Genomic DNA, 16,316 nt, shown 5'->3' with positions numbered 1-16,316 from the left:
TGGGGGCGCGGGGCCCTGCCGGGCTCGGGTCAGTGGAAGGTGTGCTCCTCCGCCGGGAAGGCGCCGGTGCGGACCTCGTCCATGTACTCCGCCGCCGCGCGGCCCAGCTCGGCGCGCAGGTTGGCGTACTGCTTGACGAACTTCGGCACGCGGCCGTCCGTCATCCCGGACATGTCCGTCCAGACCAGCACCTGGGCGTCGCAGCCGACGCCCGCGCCGATCCCGACGGTCGGGACGTGCAGCTCGTGGGTGACCTGCGCGGCCAGCTCGGCGGGGACCGCCTCCAGGACCACCGCGAACGCGCCCGCCGACTGGACGGTCTTGGCGTCCCGCAGCAGCTGGTGGGCGGCCTCGTCGCCGCGGCCCTGGACCGGGTAGCCGCCGAGGGCGTGCACGGACTGCGGGGTCAGGCCCAGGTGGGCCATGACCGGGACGCCGGCCTGGACCAGCATCTCGATCGCCGGGGCGGAGCGCTCGCCGCCCTCCAGCTTGACCGCGTGGACGCCGGACTCCTTCATCAGGCGTACCGAGTTGCGGAGCGCCTGCGCCGGGGACTCCTGGTAGCTGCCGAACGGCAGGTCGGCGACGACCAGGGCGCGCTTGGTGCCGCGGACGACCGCGGCGGACAGCATCGCGATCTCGTCCATGGTGACCGGCACGGTGGTGTCGTAGCCGAGGTGGCAGTTGCCCATCGAGTCGCCGACGAGCAGTACCGGGACGCCGGCCTCGTCGAAGACGCCCGCGGTCATCGCGTCGTAGGCGGTCAGCATGGCCCAGCGCTCGCCGCGGGTCTTCGCGGCGGCCAGGTCGCGGACGGTCACGCGGCGCGAGGTGACGCCGCCGTAGAGGGACTTCGGGGCAGGCGGGAGCGAACCGTTCTGCATGACGTGTCTCCTGAATGTTGGTCTCGTGGCGCCGTTCGGCGTCCCCGGATCACGTCCCATGCTGGCACGCGCCCACGGCGGAGGAAAGGGGAGTGCCCCGGGCGCCGCAGTCGCACACGTCACTCTCCGCTCGTCCGCTCACTCCATCGGGCCTCATTTTCGATACGAGACGTTCTCGTATCGAAAATGGGCTACGCTACCTCCCATGACGACGACTGCCCCTGCCGCTGCTCCGCCGCGGGTGCCCGAGGCGATACACAAGCGCCGCTGGGCGATCCTCACCGTTCTGGTCTTCAGCCTGCTCGTTGTGGTGCTGGACAACTCGATCCTGAACGTCGCGATGAAGACGATCGCCTCCCCGAAGCCGACGGGTCTGGGTGCCACCCAGAGCCAGCTGGAGTGGGCGATCAACTCCTACACGCTGGTCTTCGTGGGCCTGCTGTTCACGGCCGGCCTGCTGGGCGACCGGCTCGGTCGCAAGAAGGTGCTGCTCTTCGGCATGGTCGTGTTCGGGGCGGGCTCGCTGCTCTGCTCCATGGCGAGCAGTCCGGGTGAGCTCATCGCCTTCCGCGCGGTGATGGGTTTCGGTGGCGCCTTCGTGCTGCCGGCCACGCTGGCCATCATCATGAACGTCTTCGAGCGCGAGGAGCACCCGAAGGCCATCGGCATCTGGTCCGGCGCGGTGGGTCTCGCCATCGCCATCGGCCCGATCGCGGGCGGGCTGCTGCTGGCCCACTTCTGGTGGGGTTCGGTCTTCCTGGTCAACGTCCCCATCGTGGTGGCCGCGCTGATCGGCATGGTCGTGCTCGTGCCGGACTCCAGCGACCCGAACCCGGGCAAGCTCGACCCGCTGGGTGTGCTGCTCTCCATGGTCGGCCTGGTGGCGCTGATCTACGGCATCATCAAGGGCGGCCAGGACGCCGACTTCGGCGCCACCGAGAGCTGGGTGCCGATCACCGTCGGCCTGCTGGTGCTGGTGGCCTTCGTGCTCTACCAGAAGCGCGCGGCCCACCCGGTGCTGACCATCTCCTGGTTCCGCAACAAGCACTTCTCCGCCTCGGTCGTGGCCATCGGCCTCGCCTTCTTCGCGCTGATGGGCGTCACCTTCTTCGGTGTCTTCTACATCCAGAGCGTGCGCGGCTACAGCCCGCTCCAGGCCGGTCTGCTGCTGCTCCCGCTCGCGGTCGCGCAGCTGATCTTCTCCCCTCGCGCCCGGTTCGTCGTGGACCGCTACGGCGTCCGGTTCACCGTCGCGTTCGGCATGTTCCTGATCGCCGCTGCCTTCGTCGGCTTCATGACGCTGGGCCGCTCCACGGGCATCTGGGTGCTGGAGGTCATCGCCTTCGTCCAGGGCGCCGGTATGGCCCTGGTCATGCCGCCGGCCTCGGTCACCATCATGGCCAGCCTGCCGCGTGAGAAGGCCGGCTCCGGCTCGGCCGTCAACAATACCTTCCGGCAGGTCGGCGGGTCGCTCGGGGTGGCCGTGCTGGGCGCGCTGCTGTCCACGAGCTACCGCAGCGGCATCAGCGGCCACCTCGCCGCGCTGCCGCCCGCCCTGCGCGGTCCGGCCGGCGAGTCGATCGAGGGCACCCTCGGCATCGCCGAGCAGCCGCAGTTCCACGCCGCCGCACTGGTCGATCCGGCCAAGGACGCGTTCGTCCACGCCATGCACGTGACGGCAGCGGGCGCCGCGGTGGCGGCGGTGCTCGGGATGATCGTGGCGATCGCCTTCCTGCCGGGCCGGGCCGCGGCCTACGGCGGCGCGATGACGCCACGTGCGGGCGGCGCGTCCGACGCGGGTCAGGTTCCGGCCGACGCTACCGGGACGCAAGCGGAGTGAGGGAGGATGGGGTGGTGAGCAGCAACGCCGGTCAGGCCGGTCACACCGTTGACAGCGAGTTCGAGAACCTGATCAGCCGCGAGCTCGGCCCGCAGCGTGCCACCGCCCCTGCTCCCGCCCCTGCTCCCGCATCGGCCCCCGCTTCGGCCCCCGCTTCGGCCCCGGCTCCCGCCCCTGCTCCCGCCCCGGCCAAGCGCGGGCGCCCGCGCAGCGAGGCGGTGGAGGCCTCGATCGTCGAGGGTATGCTGCGCCTGCTGGACAACGGTTCCAGCCTGGCCGGCCTCACGGTCGAGGCCATCGCCGCCGAGGCGGGCGTGGGCAAGGCCACGATCTACCGCCGCTGGGCGGACAAGGACGCGCTGTTGCTGCACCTGCTCACGCAGCTGGAGTCCAAGCTGGAGCCCGTCTGCGAACGCGGCACCCTGCGCGAGTCGCTGATCGCGGCCCTGGAGAGCATCCGCCTGAACGCGGTGAACCGCCGCTCCGGCACCAACCTCGCCATGATCGGCGCGGAGATCCGCGCCATCCCCGACCTCTACTGCCGCTACCACGAGACGGTCATCGAGCCCCGTCGCAGGGCGATGCGCCGGCTGGTCGAGGGGGCACAGCTCCGCGGTGAGCTGCGCTCGGACATCGACGCCGACCTGCTCGGCGAGCTGATCGTCGGCCCGATGCTCTCCCGTGCGGTGCTGCACCCGGACGCCTCCCTCGAGGACCCGGCCCTGGCGGCCACGATCGTCGACGCGGTACTGGAGGGCATCGCGCTACCGTCGTACAGAGATCCGGTTCACAGCAACGCCGACGGAACCTGAGGTCGGGAGCGGGGCGTCTCCTCACCCATAGGCTGAGTTCCGGCAAACGGGACCAACTAGGGCAAGGGTGAGGAAAAGCGCATGCTTCGCGGCTTCGGGGGACTCCACTGGCGCGGACGGGACGGCAAGGGCCGCTCCGCCTGGCGGCGCGGCTGGGTGCTGGCCGCGTTGGGGTTGCTGCTGGCGGCGGTGCTCGCCTTCCACCGGCAGATTCCCGACACGATCGGCAACTTCGGCAGCCTGATCGAGACCTTCCTGCCCTGGTTCGGGCTGGGCGTTCCGGTGCTGCTCACGCTCGCGCTGCTGCGCCGCTCCGCCGTCGCGCTGGTGGCGCTGCTCGCGCCGACCCTGGTCTGGATGCTGATGTTCGCCCCGCTGATCCCGGACAAGAGCGGTGGCTCCTACGACTTCACCGCCGTCCAGCACAACATCAGCGCGGACAACACGAGCGTCGCGAGCACGATGCGGACGCTGATGGCGGCCGATCCGGACGTCATCTCCCTGGAGGAGATCACCGGCACCGAGCTCCCGGTCATCCGGCAGACGCTGGAGACCACCTACCGCTACCACGTCGTCGAGGGCACCGTCGGCCTGTGGTCGAAGTACCCGCTGAGCGACACCGGACCCGTCGACATCAAGATCGGCTGGACCCGCGCCCTGCGGGCCACCGTGCAGACGCCCGAGGGTGACCTCGCCGTCTACGTCGCCCACATGCCCTCGGTCCGCGTCCACTTCGACGGCGGCTTCACCGCCAACCAGCGCAACCACAGCGCGGAGGCGCTGGGGGAGGCGATCAGCGCGGAGAAGCTCAGGCGGGTGCTGCTGCTCGGCGACATGAACGGCACCATGAACGACCGCGCGCTGGCGCCGCTCACCATGCAACTGCGCTCCGCCCAGGGCAGCGCGGGCGCGGGCTTCGGCTTCTCCTGGCCCGCGAGCTTCCCCTCCGCGCGCATCGACCAGATCATGTCCCGCGGCATCACCCCGACCGCCGCCTGGACCCTGCCCCGCACGGGCAGTGACCACCTCCCGATCGGCGCGCACTTCGAGCTGTAGGCGCTCGCACCGGCGCAAAGCCGTTGCCCGGCCGATCGGCCGGCCGGTAGCGTCCGCGATCATGACCCCGACGCTGCACGCCGACCGCCTGCTGCTCGAGCCGTACGTCCCCGCGGACGAGGAGGGCTTCGTCGCCCTGTTCCAGGACGAGCGCGTCTCACGCTGGATGGGCGACGGCCCGGCCACGGAGGCCGAGGACCGGGAGCTGTTCGGGCGGATCTTCACCAAGGTCTACGCCCAGGACCTCTTCGCGGTCTGGGCCGTCCGCCGTGACGGCGCGCTGGTCGGGCACGCCGAGATCAAGCCCACCGAGGTGTCCGGCGGTCAGGAGATCGTCTACGCGCTGGCCGCGGACGTGTGGGGGCAGGGCCTCGGGACGGAGCTCGTCCGGACCCTGGTCGCCCACGCGTTCGACGTCCTCGGGCTGGCCGCGGTGCACGCCACCGTGGCCGCGCCCAACACCGTCTCGCTCGGCCTGCTGCGGAAGGCCGGCTTCGAGCACGTCAGGGACATCAGCGAGGACGACGGGAGCACCACCGTGCTGCTGACCCGTCGTCGCCCCGGCTGACTCTCGCTGCCCGGCTGACCCTCGCTACCTCTCGCGCCAGCGGTTGGTGATGGGCTGGCGGCGGTCGCGGCCGAAGTTCCTCGGAGAGATCTTCGTGCCCGGCGGGTACTGCCGGCGCTTGTACTCCGCCGTGTCCACCAGCCGGATCACCCGCTCGGCCAGCGCCCGGTCGAAGCCCGCGGCGACGATCGCGGCCAGGCCGCGGTCCTGTTCCACATAGGCCGTCAGGACGGCGTCCAGGACGTCGTACTCGGGCAGTGAGTCCGTGTCGACCTGGCCCGGCCGCAGTTCCGCGGACGGCGGCTTGACGATGGTGTTCTCCGGGATCGGCGGGGTCTCCCCGCGTGCCTCGGCGATCTCGTTGCGCCAGCGCGCGAGACGGAAGACCAGCGTCTTGTAGACGTCCTTGATCGGACCGAACGCGCCCACCGAGTCGCCGTAGAGGGTCGAGTAACCGACCGCCAGCTCGCTCTTGTTGCCCGGCGCGAGCACGAGGTGGCCCTCCTGGTTCGAGACCGCCATCAGCAGCGTGCCGCGCAGCCGTGACTGGAGGTTCTCCTCGGCCAGGCCCTTGAGGTCCAGCGCGTCCACATACGCGTCGAACATGGGCGCGATGGACACCGTCCGGAAGTCCAGCCCGGTGCGACGGGCCAGCTCGGCCGCGTCGTCGCGGGAGTGGTCGGAGGAGTAGGCGCTCGGCATGGAGATGCCGTGGACGTTCGCCGCACCGATCGCGTCCACCGCCAGCGCCGCGACGAGCGCGGAGTCGATGCCGCCGGACAGGCCGACCAGCACCGAGCGGAAGCCGTTCTTGCGCACGTACGCCCGCAGCCCGCAGACCAGCGCGGCGTAGATCTCCTCCAGCTCGTCCATCGGCGCGGCCCGGCCCGCGGCGACCGGCTCCTCGGGAGCGGGCAGTGGGTCCGGCGACAGGACGGTGCGCCTGATCTCCAGGCCGTCCGCAACGATGCGGGTGGTGCCGTCGACGGGCGCGGTGGCCTGCGGCAGGTCGAGGTCGAGCAGCAGGCAGCCCTCCTCGAACTGCGGCGCGCGCGCCAGCACCGTGCCGTCGGCGCCGACGACGACCGACTGGCCGTCGAAGACCAGCTCGTCCTGGCCACCGACGAGGTTGACGTAGGCGAGCGTGCAGCCGGCCTCGGCCGCGCGGCGGCGGACCAGGGCGAGTCGCTCCGCGCCGCGCCGCGCCTCGTAGGGGGAGGCGTTGACCACGAGCAGCAGCCCGGCGTCGGCCTGGCGCGCGGCCTGGACCCGGCCGCCGTCCTGCCAGATGTCCTCGCAGATGGCGAGGGCGACGTCGACGCCCCGCACCCGTACGACGGGCAGGGTGTCGCCGGGCACGAAGTAGCGGAACTCGTCGAACGTGCCGTAGTTGGGCAGGTGGTGCTTGGCCGTCCGGGTGACGACCTCACCCATGTGGAGTACGGCGGCGCAGTTCTGCGGAGAACCGGCCGGGAGCCCGAGCCGCGGGGTGTCCTGGAGTGACTTGCCCAGGTAGCCGACGACCACCGGAGTCTCGCCCAGGCCTTCCGCCGCGAGCCGCGCCGCGAGCGCGACCAGCGCCGAGCGGGAGGCCTCGATGAAGGACGGACGCAGCGCCAGGTCCTCGATGGGATAGCCGTTCAGCGCCAGCTCGGGGAAGGCGACCAGGTGAGCGCCCTGTTCGGCGGCGTGTCGGGTCCAGCGGACGACGAGTTCGGCATTGCCGTCGATGTCGCCGACGACGCTGTCCACCTGATTCAACGCGAGGCGAAGGCTAGGCATGCCCCCAGAGTAATCGTCTCTTCGACGCTATGTGCCGGAAGGGGTCGGTGATCAAGGAGTACTCGTTCGGCGGCGTTTCCTTGCCTGCCTTATCCGGGCATGCGGCTATTGGTATAGATGCTCTGATACGAGCGAGATATAGCCGTATTGACGGTATGTCCGAAATAAAGGTACGTTCGAGCCTTCGAGCGAGGGTGCGGGCACGATCGATCGTCCGCAGAGGGGATGGACCACGTGGACCAGTCGGCCGAGGGAGGGGCCACCGCCCCGTGGGCGGTTCGTCGACCGCCCCGCTCCGACGCGGAACTGAGGGAGCGTCCGGCCCGCGGCGTCCTGCCCGGCTGGACGGCGCTGCTCGCGATTCTCGTGGCCGCCGTTCTCGCCGTCCTGGTGCAGGCCCGTCGCGCCTCCGGCCTGCCGAGCTGGTTTCCCGGCGGGCGGGCCCTGCACGACAGCGGACCGGTCGTACCGGAGCGGGCTGCCGTCGCCCTGCTCGCGATCTGCGGTGTCGTGGTGGTCGTCGCCTTCTTCGGGTTGATGGCCAACTCGATGGGCACCGCGCGCGTGCTGAGCCGGTGGGGCGGCTACCGCGGCACGGTCCGCCGGCCCGGGCTGTTGTGGGTGAACCCGCTGTTCAAGCGGCGTCCTGTCGACGTGCGGATCCGCCACTGGCGCAGCGAGGCGATCGCGGCGACCGACCGCGAAGGGTCGCCGATCAGCGCCGAGCTGATCATCGTCTGGCAGGTCAAGGACACCGCGCGGGCCCGCTTCGCCGTCGACGACCACGGCAGGCACCTGGCTCTGAGCGCGGAGTCCGTCTTCGCCCGGACCGTCTCCACCCTGCCCTGCGACAGCTTCGCCAACCCCGGCCCCTCCCTGCGCGACGGCCAGTGGCTCGGTGGTGAGCTGACCCGCCTGCTCGGCGCCGAGATGGCCCCGGTCGGTATCGCCGTCTACTCCGTCCAGGCCGTCGGCCTCGGTTACCGGGCCGACTTCGCCGACAGCATGCGCCGCCGCCGGCTGGCCGAGCTGGACGCGGGCACCCGCGAGGTCGTCGTCGGAGACGCGGTGGAGACGGCGGCGTTGACGCTACGTCGGCTCGAGCGCGGCGAGGGGCTCACACTCGACGACACCTTCCGCGCCGAGCTCACCCGCGACCTGGTGGCGGCGTTCCTCACCGCCCCGGTCCCCGGCCGCGCGCAGGTCGTGGCCGGCACGGCCGGTCCGTCCGGTTCGTCCGGTACGGCCGAGGCTTCCGGCGCGGGCGGCGCGGGCTTTGCCGCCGATGTGGACGACGCGCTCGCCGTGGCCGCCGGGACCGCTGTGGCCGCCGGGGACGTGGGGGCCGGGGCGCGCCCGGCGCCGGGATCGGCCACCGCCGTCCCGGACGTGGACCAGCTCGGGGACGCCGGCCGCCTCCCCGTCCTGCACCGCTCCGCGACGGCGCTCTCGTCCCGGACCTCCCGGCTGAGGGGCAGCCGGCAGCGACACGTGGTCGAGCCGACTGCCGTCACGCCCGGCCCGTCGTCCTCCGCCGCGGCTTCCGGCGCGACCTCCGCCGCGTCCTCCGGCGGCGCCTCGCCCGTGGGCTCCGTCCCGCCTTCCGTGCCGCCCGCGCCCCGGGTGGAGCGCGCCGCAGACCTTCCGTGACCACCTCCGCACTTTTCGAAGAGCCATTCGAACCCCTGAGGAACGGAGACCGTCCGCGATGACCGCCTTCGCCGAGCTGGACATCACCGACTGCACCTGCGCCCACTGCCGTGCCCACGGCGGTGGTGCGTCACCGGGCGGTTCCGCCCCCCGGCCACTGATGGGCAAGCCACGGGCCCACGAACCACGCGGTACCGTCCGGCCGCTGTTCCGCGCCGCCGCGACCACCGCGATGATCGCGGTCGGCGGCGGCGCGGCCCTGATAGCCGCGCCCGCGGCGAGCGCCGAGTCGGCGCCCGCCCACGCGGGCTGGGACGGGCAGCGGTACTGGTTCCAGTCCAACGGCGTGTGGCGCTGGACCACCCACTACGACATCTATCTGCGCCACACCGGCGGTGGTGGCTCCGGTGGCGGCGCCACCGCGACCGACGGCGGTATACGGCAGGGCTGGGACGGGCAGCGGTACTGGTTCCGCAAGAACGGCGAGTGGCGCTGGACCACCCACTACGACGTCTACCTGCGCTACACGGGCGCCGCCGGGGGCGCGACGGGCGCGGGCGGCGGCACGACGACCACGCCGCCTTCGGCGGACGGCATCAAGTGGGGCTGGGACGGGCAGCGGTACTGGTTCCGCAAGAACGGCCAGTGGCGCTGGACCACCCACTACGACATCTACCTCAGGTACGCGGGCTACGGGCACCCCGGCCCGGGCCCGGGCCCCGGTGACCCGGGTTCCACGCCGGCGCCCGGCCCGGTCGCCCCCGGCCCCGGTCACGGCGCGGGCAGCGTGGAGTCGGCGATCGCCTTCGCCGAGGCCCAGCTGGGCAAGCCCTACGTCTGGGGCGGCAACGGCCCGTACGGCTACGACTGCTCCGGCCTGGTCCAGCAGGCCTTCTTCCGTGCGGGGATCAAGCTCCCCCGGGTCGCGGCCGAGCAGTACCGGGCCACCACGCCCATCTCGCCCAGCCAGCTGCGACGCGGCGACCTGGTCTTCTGGTCCAACAGCAGCCGCTCCAGCGGCATCCACCACGTGGCGATCTACCTCGGCGGCGGCCGCTACATCGAGGCCCCGCACCCCGGCGCGGACGTGCGCATCTCGGTGCTGTCGACCGGTTACTACCCGGACTTCTTCGGGCGTGTCTCCTGAGCGTCCGCCGATGAGCGCTGTTCAGCGGTGTGAACATCCCGCCAGGCCCATTATCTGCAATGATGCGATCAGTGGGCCTGGCGGGCGACGTGTGCGCCCCCGGCTTCCGCGCGTAACGCATCCGTAAACCGCAGAGGTGAGACTGTAGCCATGGGCAAGCAGCAGGAGTTCGTGCTCCGCACTCTCGAAGAGCGAGACATCCGTTTCGTCCGGCTCTGGTTCACCGACGTCCTGGGTTTCCTGAAGTCCGTCGCGGTGGCTCCGGCCGAACTCGACCAGGCCTTCGAGGAGGGCATCGGGTTCGACGGGTCGGCGATCGAGGGCTTCGCCCGGGTGTACGAGTCCGACATGCTGGCCAAGCCGGACCCGGGCACCTTCCAGATACTGCCGTGGCGCTCGGAGGCGCCGGGCACCGCCCGCATGTTCTGCGACATCCTGATGCCGGACGGCTCCCCGTCCTTCGCGGACCCCCGTTACGTGCTCAAGCGCACCCTGGAGAGGGCCTCCAACCTCGGGTTCACCTTCTACACGCACCCCGAGATCGAGTTCTTCCTCCTCAAGAACCTCCCCGGCGACGGCACCGCCCCCATCCCGGCGGACCAGTCCGGCTACTTCGACCACACCCCGCGCGGCGTCGGCCACGACTTCCGCCGACAGGCCATCACCATGCTGGAGTCGATGGGCATCTCGGTGGAGTTCAGCCACCACGAGGGCGCCCCGGGCCAGCAGGAGATCGACCTGCGCTACGCGGACGCGCTCTCCACGGCCGACAACATCATGACCTTCCGCCTGGTCATGAAGGAGGTCGCCCTGGAGCAGGGCGTCCACGCGACGTTCATGCCCAAGCCCTTCTCCCAGCACCCGGGCTCCGGCATGCACACCCACCTGTCGCTCTTCGAGGGCGACCGCAACGTCTTCCACGAGGCGGGCGCGGAGTACCAGCTCTCCAAGGTCGGCCGCTCCTTCATCGCCGGCCTGCTGCGCCACGCGGCGGAGACCGCCGCGATCACCAACCAGTGGGTCAACTCCTACAAGCGCATTTGGGGCGGCTCCCAGCGCGCCGCGGGCGCGGGCGGCGAGGCCCCCTCCTACATCTGCTGGGGCCACAACAACCGCTCGGCGCTGGTGCGCGTGCCGATGTACAAGCCGGGCAAGCAGGGCTCGACCCGCGTCGAGATCCGCTCCCTCGACACGGGCTGCAACCCGTACCTCGCCTACTCCGTCGTCCTCGCCGCCGGCCTCAAGGGCATCGCCGAGGGCTACGAACTCCCGCCCGGCGCCGACGACGACGTCTGGGCCCTCAGCTCCCTCGAGCGCCGCGCGCTCGGCATCGAACCCCTCCCGCAGAACCTCGGCGAGGCCATCGACCTGATGGAGCGCAGCGAGCTGGTCCGTGAGACGCTCGGCGAGCACGTCTTCGACTTCTTCCTGCGCAACAAGCGCCAGGAGTGGGAGGAGTACCGCTCCGAGGTCACCCCGTTCGAACTCCGCCGCGGCCTGCCGGTGCTGTAACCGCAGCTCAGCGGCACCCGTAGCACGACGAAGGGCCGGACCACGGTGGAGATCCCTCCACGGTGATCCGGCCCTTTCGGGGCTCTGGGGGCCGTCTACGGGCCGTCAGGCGAGCGGGGCGCGCTCGGTACGTGCTGTTCATCGCGTCGTGCGGGCGTCGCTGCTCGGCATCAGGTGCGACGCGGAGCGTGAACCACTGGGAGATTCCGACGACGATCAAGGAGAGGTGGCGGGGATCCTGGCCCCGTCCAGGATGTGTGCGTGCCACCACCTGGTGCGGTGACCGGGAACGTTCGGCGGGTCGGTCGTTGGTCTTCAGTTGTTGGGAGTCGCGGCCAGGAGTCGTTGGCCGAGGAGTCGGGCGGCTTGTTGGATCTCCGGGCATCCGATGATCCGGTATGGCGCCGGGATCGTCGCGAGCTGTTCGGCGTACCAGGTGGGGTTGCTGGTGCTGCCGACCAGGCGGGTGGTGTCGGCGTCCAGCGGTTGGAGTGTTCCCAGGGGTCGGGGCACGAAGGCGGCCGCGGCGTTGGCGGGGGCGTCGATGGTGATGTCGACGTGGTATTCCCATCCGGTGGCGAGGTGTTCTTCGAGCATGGCGACCGGGTCGAGGGCTGTGGGGGGTGTGAAGGTCTCGTCGAGGACTTCCACGCGGTGGATCCGGTCGATGCGGTAGGCGCGGCGGGCGTCGGAGCGGTGGGAGCGGCACAGCAGGTACCAGCGGCCGTGGCGGACGACGACAGCCCAGGGGTCGACCGCGGCGGCCCATTCGGCCCCGGCTTCGGAGCGGTAGCCGAAGCGTGCCTGCCGGTGGTTCGTGCAGGCCTGGACGAGTGCGGCGGTGGTCTCCGGGTCGGGCCGGGCTGCAGCGCGGTCGGGGACCGGGGCCGCGGTCCGGCGGACCGCCTCGGCCTCGGCTGCGACCGCCGTGGGGAGCGCCCGCATGATCTTGCCGAGGGCGCTGCCGACCGGTCCGCCGGGATCGCCGGCGTCGTGGTGGCCGTCGAGGACGGCCATGACCAGGCCGAGGGCCTCGGCGGAGCTGAACATCAGCGGCGGCAGGCGCAGGCCCCGGCCGAGGCTGTACCCGCCGTATGGGCCGCGGACGGATTTGATCGGGATGCCGGCGTCGCGCAGGAAGCCGACGTACCGCCGGGCGGCGCGTTCGGACACGCCGAGCTTGTCGGCGAGGCGGTCGGCGGTGATGCCCGGGGCGGTCTGGAGCAGTTCCAGGGCGAGCAGGGCCCGTGCCGTGGGGTTCGTCTCCGGTTTCACCGCGTCCTCCTTCGGCGTCGCCACGCACCTCGCAGACCAGGACGTAGATCGTCCGGAATGCAGTTTAGGGTGCGGGGCATGACCGAGAACACCGTTGTGATCACCGAAGTCCACGAACCGTCCATGACCGCGGGCGAGGCCGAGTTGCTGCTGTTCGCGCTGGATCGCTCCCGCGCGCAGTTCGCCTGGAAGTGCGGCGGCCTGGACGCCGCCGGCCTGGGAAAGGCGTACCCGCCGTCGGCGATGACCCTCGGCGGCCTGCTCAAGCACCTCGCGTTGGTCGAGGACGCGCAGGTCGCCGTCCATGTGACCGGTCGGCCGTTCGGGCCGCCGTGGCACGCGATCGGCGCGGCCGGCTCCGACGTCGGGGACTGGGCGTGGCAGTCCGCGGCCGACGACGCCCCCGAAGAGCTCTACGCGCTGTGGCGGGGCGCGGTCCAGCGGTCCCGCGCCGCCTGGACGGCCGCGATCGCCGACGGCGGCCTGGACCAGCCCTCGAAGTTCGCCGGCGACTCCGGTCAGGCGCCGAACCTGCGGCGCTTCCTGGTCGACCTGCACGACGAGTACGCCCGCCACGTCGGCCACGCGGACCTGCTGCGCGAGGCCGTCGACGGCCTGGTCGGCGAGGACCCGCCCCAGTGACCGCCGGCGGCACGGGGAACCAGGGGCCCGGCGGCGCGCACAACTGCCGACCGCCGAGGACGACGCCCGGGACGACACCGCGCAAGATCTCGATGCCCTCAGGGGCGCGATCGGGGCCGGCCAGCCGTAGCACGACGAAGGGTCTGACCACGGCCGAGATCAATCCACTGCCGCCCAGCCCTTTCGGGGCTCTGGGGACCTCGCTGTGCGCCTTGCGGAACGCACCTGCACGGCCGGATCCAGCGGAGGCTTGCCGTTGCCGATGATGTTGGGCAGGGTGTCCCGACGGCCTCCTGCACGCAGCGATCACAGGGCACGACGGGATGTGTATCGCGTGCTCTCTATGAGCCCTTGCCCCCGGGCGAGCCGTGGGCGCAGTCAGGAGTTGGGCATTGAGGCCGTCCGGATCGCGTACATATCGGCCAGGACCGCGACCAGCACCCAGGTCAGCGCGGCCGCGAGGATGGCGTACTTGACGATTCGGTTCCGGCGGCGGCCCAGGCGGGCCACCTCGTCGCTTCCGCGTGCGTCGGTCACCTTGGGGTCACGCCACCACATTGTCGCCAGCCAAACGCCGGTCAGGGCGAGCGCGAAGTAGCAGGTCCCACCGCCCACCGCCTCTCCGAACCGGTACACCGATATGTGCCAACCGCCGATCGTGATCACCGGCGCATCCTAGAGGAGCGCTGGTCCTGGCGCGGGACGGCGGGGGGTGCCGGTTTCCCCAGTCGTTGGTGAAGACAGCGGTCATGCCCTCGTAGTGCACGCTGAGGAACGGGTTCGAGTGGAACATCACGGCGATCCACGATGGGACGCCCACCTTCGGTCACGCCGGATCTGCTCGTATCACCTCGCCTGGTGGGCGTACCAGCGGGCTTCGACGGTGCGGCCGTCGGGGAGGGTGTGGTGGGCCGGGCCGTCGGTCGGAGTGAAGCCGGCCGCTTGGAGGGCGCGGCGGCAAGGGGCGTTCGTGCGTTGGGTTCCGGCTCGGGCGGTCGGCAGGCGCAGTTGGTCGTGGGCGATGCGCGCGCCCGCGCGGAAGAGTTCGGTGCCCAGGCCGCTGCCGCGGAAGCCGGGTGCCAGCCAGCCGCCCACCTCGCCGTTGCGGGTGTCGACGCTGACCGCGCCGGCGCAGCGGCCGTCCGCGGGATCGATGAGGGCGAAGAAGGCGCTGTTCTTGCGCCGCCACTGCCGGACCGTCCGGAACGAGGCGGGCAGCTCGCGGCTGCGCTGGTCCCGGTTCAGGTCGGTGACGTCCAGCAGCCAGTGGACCAGTTCCGCCTGCGGACGCTCGGGCCAGCCGAGCCAGCTGAGCGCGTCCGGGTCCCAGGCGCCGGCATAGGCCGCCGCGTAGCCGATGACGTCGCGCGGGGGTATCGCATGCAGCCGCGGGGTGTGGAAGGGCTGGAGCGACGGGCGCGTCCGTCCTATGCCGATCAGGCGCACGCGGCACCGCCCTCGGCGTGGGCCTGCACCGGGTGGGCCGCGGCCTTTCGGCAGGAGAAGACGGTCACGTCCCGGGTTCTACCGCACGACGGGCTGGACCGTCACGCGGAAATCGACGAACTACCCCGAGCCGGCCCGCTCCACCCGCACACGCATGGCCGACTGCCGCCTAACATACCGACATGTCGACACCATGGCGTGCTGCCGCCACCGAGTTCGAGCGCGTTCTGGCGCGGCACGGCGTCAGCGGCGCTGACGCCGTGGACTGCATGGACGTGGCCTGGGCCGCTTTCGGGGAGTTCGTTCAGGTGCCCATCGAGGGCCTGGTGCCGGTCGAGGACGACGGTGACGGTTTCATCGTCGAGTGGGGTTGCTGGGACTGGAACGAGGGGCGGCCCGCGATCTCACTCGGGCGGCAGTTGGTCGTCGTCGACCGGGGTCATGACGGCGCGGAGGGCGATCCGGAGTACTGGAAGGTCGAGCTCCAGGTCGGCTTCGCGGCCGACCAGCCGTGGTCTGACCTCGCCGGCGTCGCGTTCCGGGGCACCGGGTTCGACTTCGTCGGGATCGGTCCGCTGCGAGTCGCCGCGCTCGCCGGGGCGCGAGTGTGGGTCGAGTCGTTCCCGGAGCTCAGGGAGATGTGGCAGGCCAGGCCGGTGAGCAGTGGGCTGAGGTTCGGGCGGGCGGACTAGGCCGTCACGTGGAACGGGCCGTCGAGGGCGGCCCACTGGAGCAGCATGATGGATTTCGCGTCCGCGATCGCGCCCGACCGGATCAGGGAGAGGGCCTCGTGGAACGGGAGTTCCACGACCGTGATGTCCTCGCCCTCCTCGGCGACGCCCGTCGCGGTGGGGGAGGGGTCGGTGGAACGGTATGGGGCCGCGTAGAAGTGGAGACGCTCCGTCACCGAGCCGGGGCTCATGAAGGCGTCGAAGACGTGGCGGACCTCGCCGACCGTGCGGCCGGTCTCCTCCGCGGCCTCGCGGCGGATGGCCGCCTCGGGGGCGTCGCCGTCGAGGAGGCCGGCCGGGGTTTCCAGGAGGAGGCCGTCGGGGTGCCCGTTGACGTAGGCCGGGAGACGGAACTGGCGGGTGAGCAGGACGGTGGCGCGGTCCGGGTCGTACAGGAGGATCGTCGCGCCGTCGCCGCGGTCGTAGGTCTCGCGGGACTCCCGGCTCCAGTGCCCGTCGCGGTGCCGGAAGTCGAAGGTGGTCCTGCGCAGGACGTACCAGTCGCAGGCGAGCACCTCGACGTCGCGGATGCGCACGTCGGGGTTGCCGGTGAGGTCGCGGCCGTGCAGGTGGAGGCCGGTGCGGCCGCGGCGGTCGGGGGTGTCGAGGCCGGCCGTCACGACGGGATCCGCGCAGGGTCGGTGAAGACGGGCTTGCCCTCGGCGCGGGCCTGGCGGACCATCTCGTCCGCGCCGGCGGAGGGGCCGCCGATGCGCAGGACGGCGTCGCAGCGGGAGAGGAGCCGTTCCGCGATCGGGTGGAAGATCTCGTCGAACAGCGGCGTGCCGGGACCCGCTCCGCCCGCGGTCTCCAGCAGCGGAAGAGCGAGGGCCTCGCCGGTGACGGGCAGGTGCCCGGCGCGGAAGAGGGTGAGGGCGACCTCGTTCATGGCGTCGACGTTCGCGGCGAGCTTGGCCGGGTCGTCGCCGGTGCCGGAGCGGTAGGGGCCGGCGACGAGGATCATCAGCGAG

The 16,316-nt window shown here is 71.6% G+C and carries 16 protein-coding genes; 9 read left to right on the top strand and 7 right to left on the bottom strand.

Translation table 11 applies throughout. The features are described from left to right. Nucleotides 1-29: 29 nt before the first annotated feature. A complete protein-coding gene (gene panB / locus ABH931_RS28100) occupies nt 30-884 on the bottom strand; it encodes a 3-methyl-2-oxobutanoate hydroxymethyltransferase (protein ID WP_370119030.1) in 855 nt (284 codons plus the stop codon). 205 nt (nt 885-1,089) lie between these two features. Here panB and ABH931_RS28095 point away from each other — a divergent pair, with 205 nt between their 5' ends. The 4 genes from ABH931_RS28095 (at nt 1,090) to ABH931_RS28080 (ending at nt 5,160) form a co-directional block, all read left to right on the top strand. Then, nucleotides 1,090-2,724 carry an MFS transporter gene (locus ABH931_RS28095; protein ID WP_370119027.1) on the top strand — a complete coding sequence of 545 codons (1,635 nt, stop codon included), beginning with the start codon at nt 1,090-1,092 and terminating at the stop codon, nt 2,722-2,724. 14 nt (nt 2,725-2,738) lie between these two features. Continuing rightward, entirely contained in the window at nt 2,739-3,536 is a 798-nt protein-coding gene (locus tag ABH931_RS28090; RefSeq protein WP_370119024.1) for a TetR/AcrR family transcriptional regulator, read from the top strand. Between the two features lie 81 nt (nt 3,537-3,617). After that, a complete protein-coding gene (locus tag ABH931_RS28085; protein WP_370119021.1) occupies nt 3,618-4,592 on the top strand; it encodes an endonuclease/exonuclease/phosphatase family protein in 975 nt (324 codons plus the stop codon). Nucleotides 4,593-4,653: 61 nt separating this feature from the next. Then, the gene (locus tag ABH931_RS28080) at nt 4,654-5,160 is read left to right on the top strand and encodes a GNAT family N-acetyltransferase (protein WP_370119018.1); all 507 of its coding nucleotides are present in this window, start codon (nt 4,654-4,656) and stop codon (nt 5,158-5,160) included. A 24-nt stretch (nt 5,161-5,184) separates the two neighbouring features. On the opposite strand, the gene ABH931_RS28075 is transcribed toward ABH931_RS28080, so the two are convergent. Continuing rightward, nucleotides 5,185-6,942, bottom strand: coding sequence for an NAD+ synthase (locus tag ABH931_RS28075; protein ID WP_370119015.1), 1,758 nt, complete (start codon nt 6,940-6,942; stop codon nt 5,185-5,187). A gap of 234 nt (nt 6,943-7,176) precedes the next feature. Here ABH931_RS28075 and ABH931_RS28070 point away from each other — a divergent pair, with 234 nt between their 5' ends. The 3 genes from ABH931_RS28070 (at nt 7,177) to glnA (ending at nt 11,251) form a co-directional block, all read left to right on the top strand. Next, nucleotides 7,177-8,592, top strand: a complete 1,416-nt coding sequence (locus tag ABH931_RS28070; protein WP_370119012.1) for an SPFH domain-containing protein — start codon at nt 7,177-7,179, stop codon at nt 8,590-8,592. A gap of 58 nt (nt 8,593-8,650) precedes the next feature. Further along, entirely contained in the window at nt 8,651-9,739 is a 1,089-nt protein-coding gene (locus ABH931_RS28065; protein ID WP_370119011.1) for a C40 family peptidase, read from the top strand. 150 nt (nt 9,740-9,889) lie between these two features. Beyond that, complete coding sequence (glnA, locus tag ABH931_RS28060) at nt 9,890-11,251, top strand: type I glutamate--ammonia ligase (RefSeq protein WP_370119008.1); 1,362 nt, start codon at nt 9,890-9,892, stop codon at nt 11,249-11,251. A gap of 315 nt (nt 11,252-11,566) precedes the next feature. Here glnA and ABH931_RS28055 read toward each other — a convergent pair whose 3' ends face one another. After that, on the bottom strand, nt 11,567-12,526 hold the full coding sequence (locus ABH931_RS28055; RefSeq protein ID WP_370119005.1) for a helix-turn-helix transcriptional regulator: 960 nt from the start codon (nt 12,524-12,526) through the stop codon (nt 11,567-11,569). A gap of 78 nt (nt 12,527-12,604) precedes the next feature. Between ABH931_RS28055 and ABH931_RS28050 the strand changes: the two genes are divergently transcribed. Then, nucleotides 12,605-13,168, top strand: a complete 564-nt coding sequence (locus ABH931_RS28050) for a DUF664 domain-containing protein (RefSeq protein WP_370119002.1) — start codon at nt 12,605-12,607, stop codon at nt 13,166-13,168. 378 nt (nt 13,169-13,546) lie between these two features. On the opposite strand, the gene ABH931_RS28045 is transcribed toward ABH931_RS28050, so the two are convergent. Both ABH931_RS28045 and ABH931_RS28040 read right to left on the bottom strand, forming a co-directional pair. After that, on the bottom strand, nt 13,547-13,834 hold the full coding sequence (locus tag ABH931_RS28045; protein WP_370119000.1) for a hypothetical protein: 288 nt from the start codon (nt 13,832-13,834) through the stop codon (nt 13,547-13,549). Nucleotides 13,835-14,014: 180 nt separating this feature from the next. Then, entirely contained in the window at nt 14,015-14,614 is a 600-nt protein-coding gene (locus tag ABH931_RS28040; protein WP_370118998.1) for a GNAT family N-acetyltransferase, read from the bottom strand. A gap of 182 nt (nt 14,615-14,796) precedes the next feature. Here ABH931_RS28040 and ABH931_RS28035 point away from each other — a divergent pair, with 182 nt between their 5' ends. Continuing rightward, a complete protein-coding gene (locus tag ABH931_RS28035; RefSeq protein ID WP_370118995.1) occupies nt 14,797-15,306 on the top strand; it encodes a hypothetical protein in 510 nt (169 codons plus the stop codon). Here the strand turns inward: ABH931_RS28035 and ABH931_RS28030 are convergent. Beyond that, entirely contained in the window at nt 15,303-15,965 is a 663-nt protein-coding gene (locus ABH931_RS28030; RefSeq protein ID WP_370118992.1) for an NUDIX domain-containing protein, read from the bottom strand. The genes ABH931_RS28035 and ABH931_RS28030 overlap by 4 nt on opposite strands. Beyond that, nucleotides 15,962-16,309: a DUF4406 domain-containing protein gene (locus ABH931_RS28025; protein WP_370119172.1), complete on the bottom strand. Its 348-nt coding sequence runs from the start codon at nt 16,307-16,309 to the stop codon at nt 15,962-15,964. Before ABH931_RS28025 ends, ABH931_RS28030 begins: the two co-directional genes overlap by 4 nt. Nucleotides 16,310-16,316 lie beyond the last annotated feature (7 nt).

It is taken from the genome of Streptacidiphilus sp. MAP12-33 (assembly GCF_041261265.1).
In the GTDB taxonomy this organism is placed as follows: domain Bacteria; phylum Actinomycetota; class Actinomycetes; order Streptomycetales; family Streptomycetaceae; genus Streptacidiphilus.
This window is presented reverse-complemented; position numbering and strand designations above follow the sequence as displayed.

What these genes read in the sequence shown, in the direction of transcription:
- ABH931_RS28095 (WP_370119027.1), top strand. Translation starts at nt 1,090, where the DNA reads ATGACGACGACTGCCCCTGCCGCTGCTCCGCCGCGGGTGCCCGAGGCG.
- ABH931_RS28075 (WP_370119015.1), bottom strand. Translation starts at nt 6,942, where the DNA reads ATGCCTAGCCTTCGCCTCGCGTTGAATCAGGTGGACAGCGTCGTCGGC.
- ABH931_RS28085 (WP_370119021.1), top strand. Translation starts at nt 3,618, where the DNA reads ATGCTTCGCGGCTTCGGGGGACTCCACTGGCGCGGACGGGACGGCAAG.
- ABH931_RS28035 (WP_370118995.1), top strand. Translation starts at nt 14,797, where the DNA reads ATGTCGACACCATGGCGTGCTGCCGCCACCGAGTTCGAGCGCGTTCTG.
- ABH931_RS28025 (WP_370119172.1), bottom strand. Translation starts at nt 16,309, where the DNA reads ATGATCCTCGTCGCCGGCCCCTACCGCTCCGGCACCGGCGACGACCCG.
- ABH931_RS28065 (WP_370119011.1), top strand. Translation starts at nt 8,651, where the DNA reads ATGACCGCCTTCGCCGAGCTGGACATCACCGACTGCACCTGCGCCCAC.
- ABH931_RS28050 (WP_370119002.1), top strand. Translation starts at nt 12,605, where the DNA reads ATGACCGAGAACACCGTTGTGATCACCGAAGTCCACGAACCGTCCATG.
- ABH931_RS28080 (WP_370119018.1), top strand. Translation starts at nt 4,654, where the DNA reads ATGACCCCGACGCTGCACGCCGACCGCCTGCTGCTCGAGCCGTACGTC.
- glnA (WP_370119008.1), top strand. Translation starts at nt 9,890, where the DNA reads ATGGGCAAGCAGCAGGAGTTCGTGCTCCGCACTCTCGAAGAGCGAGAC.
- panB (WP_370119030.1), bottom strand. Translation starts at nt 884, where the DNA reads ATGCAGAACGGTTCGCTCCCGCCTGCCCCGAAGTCCCTCTACGGCGGC.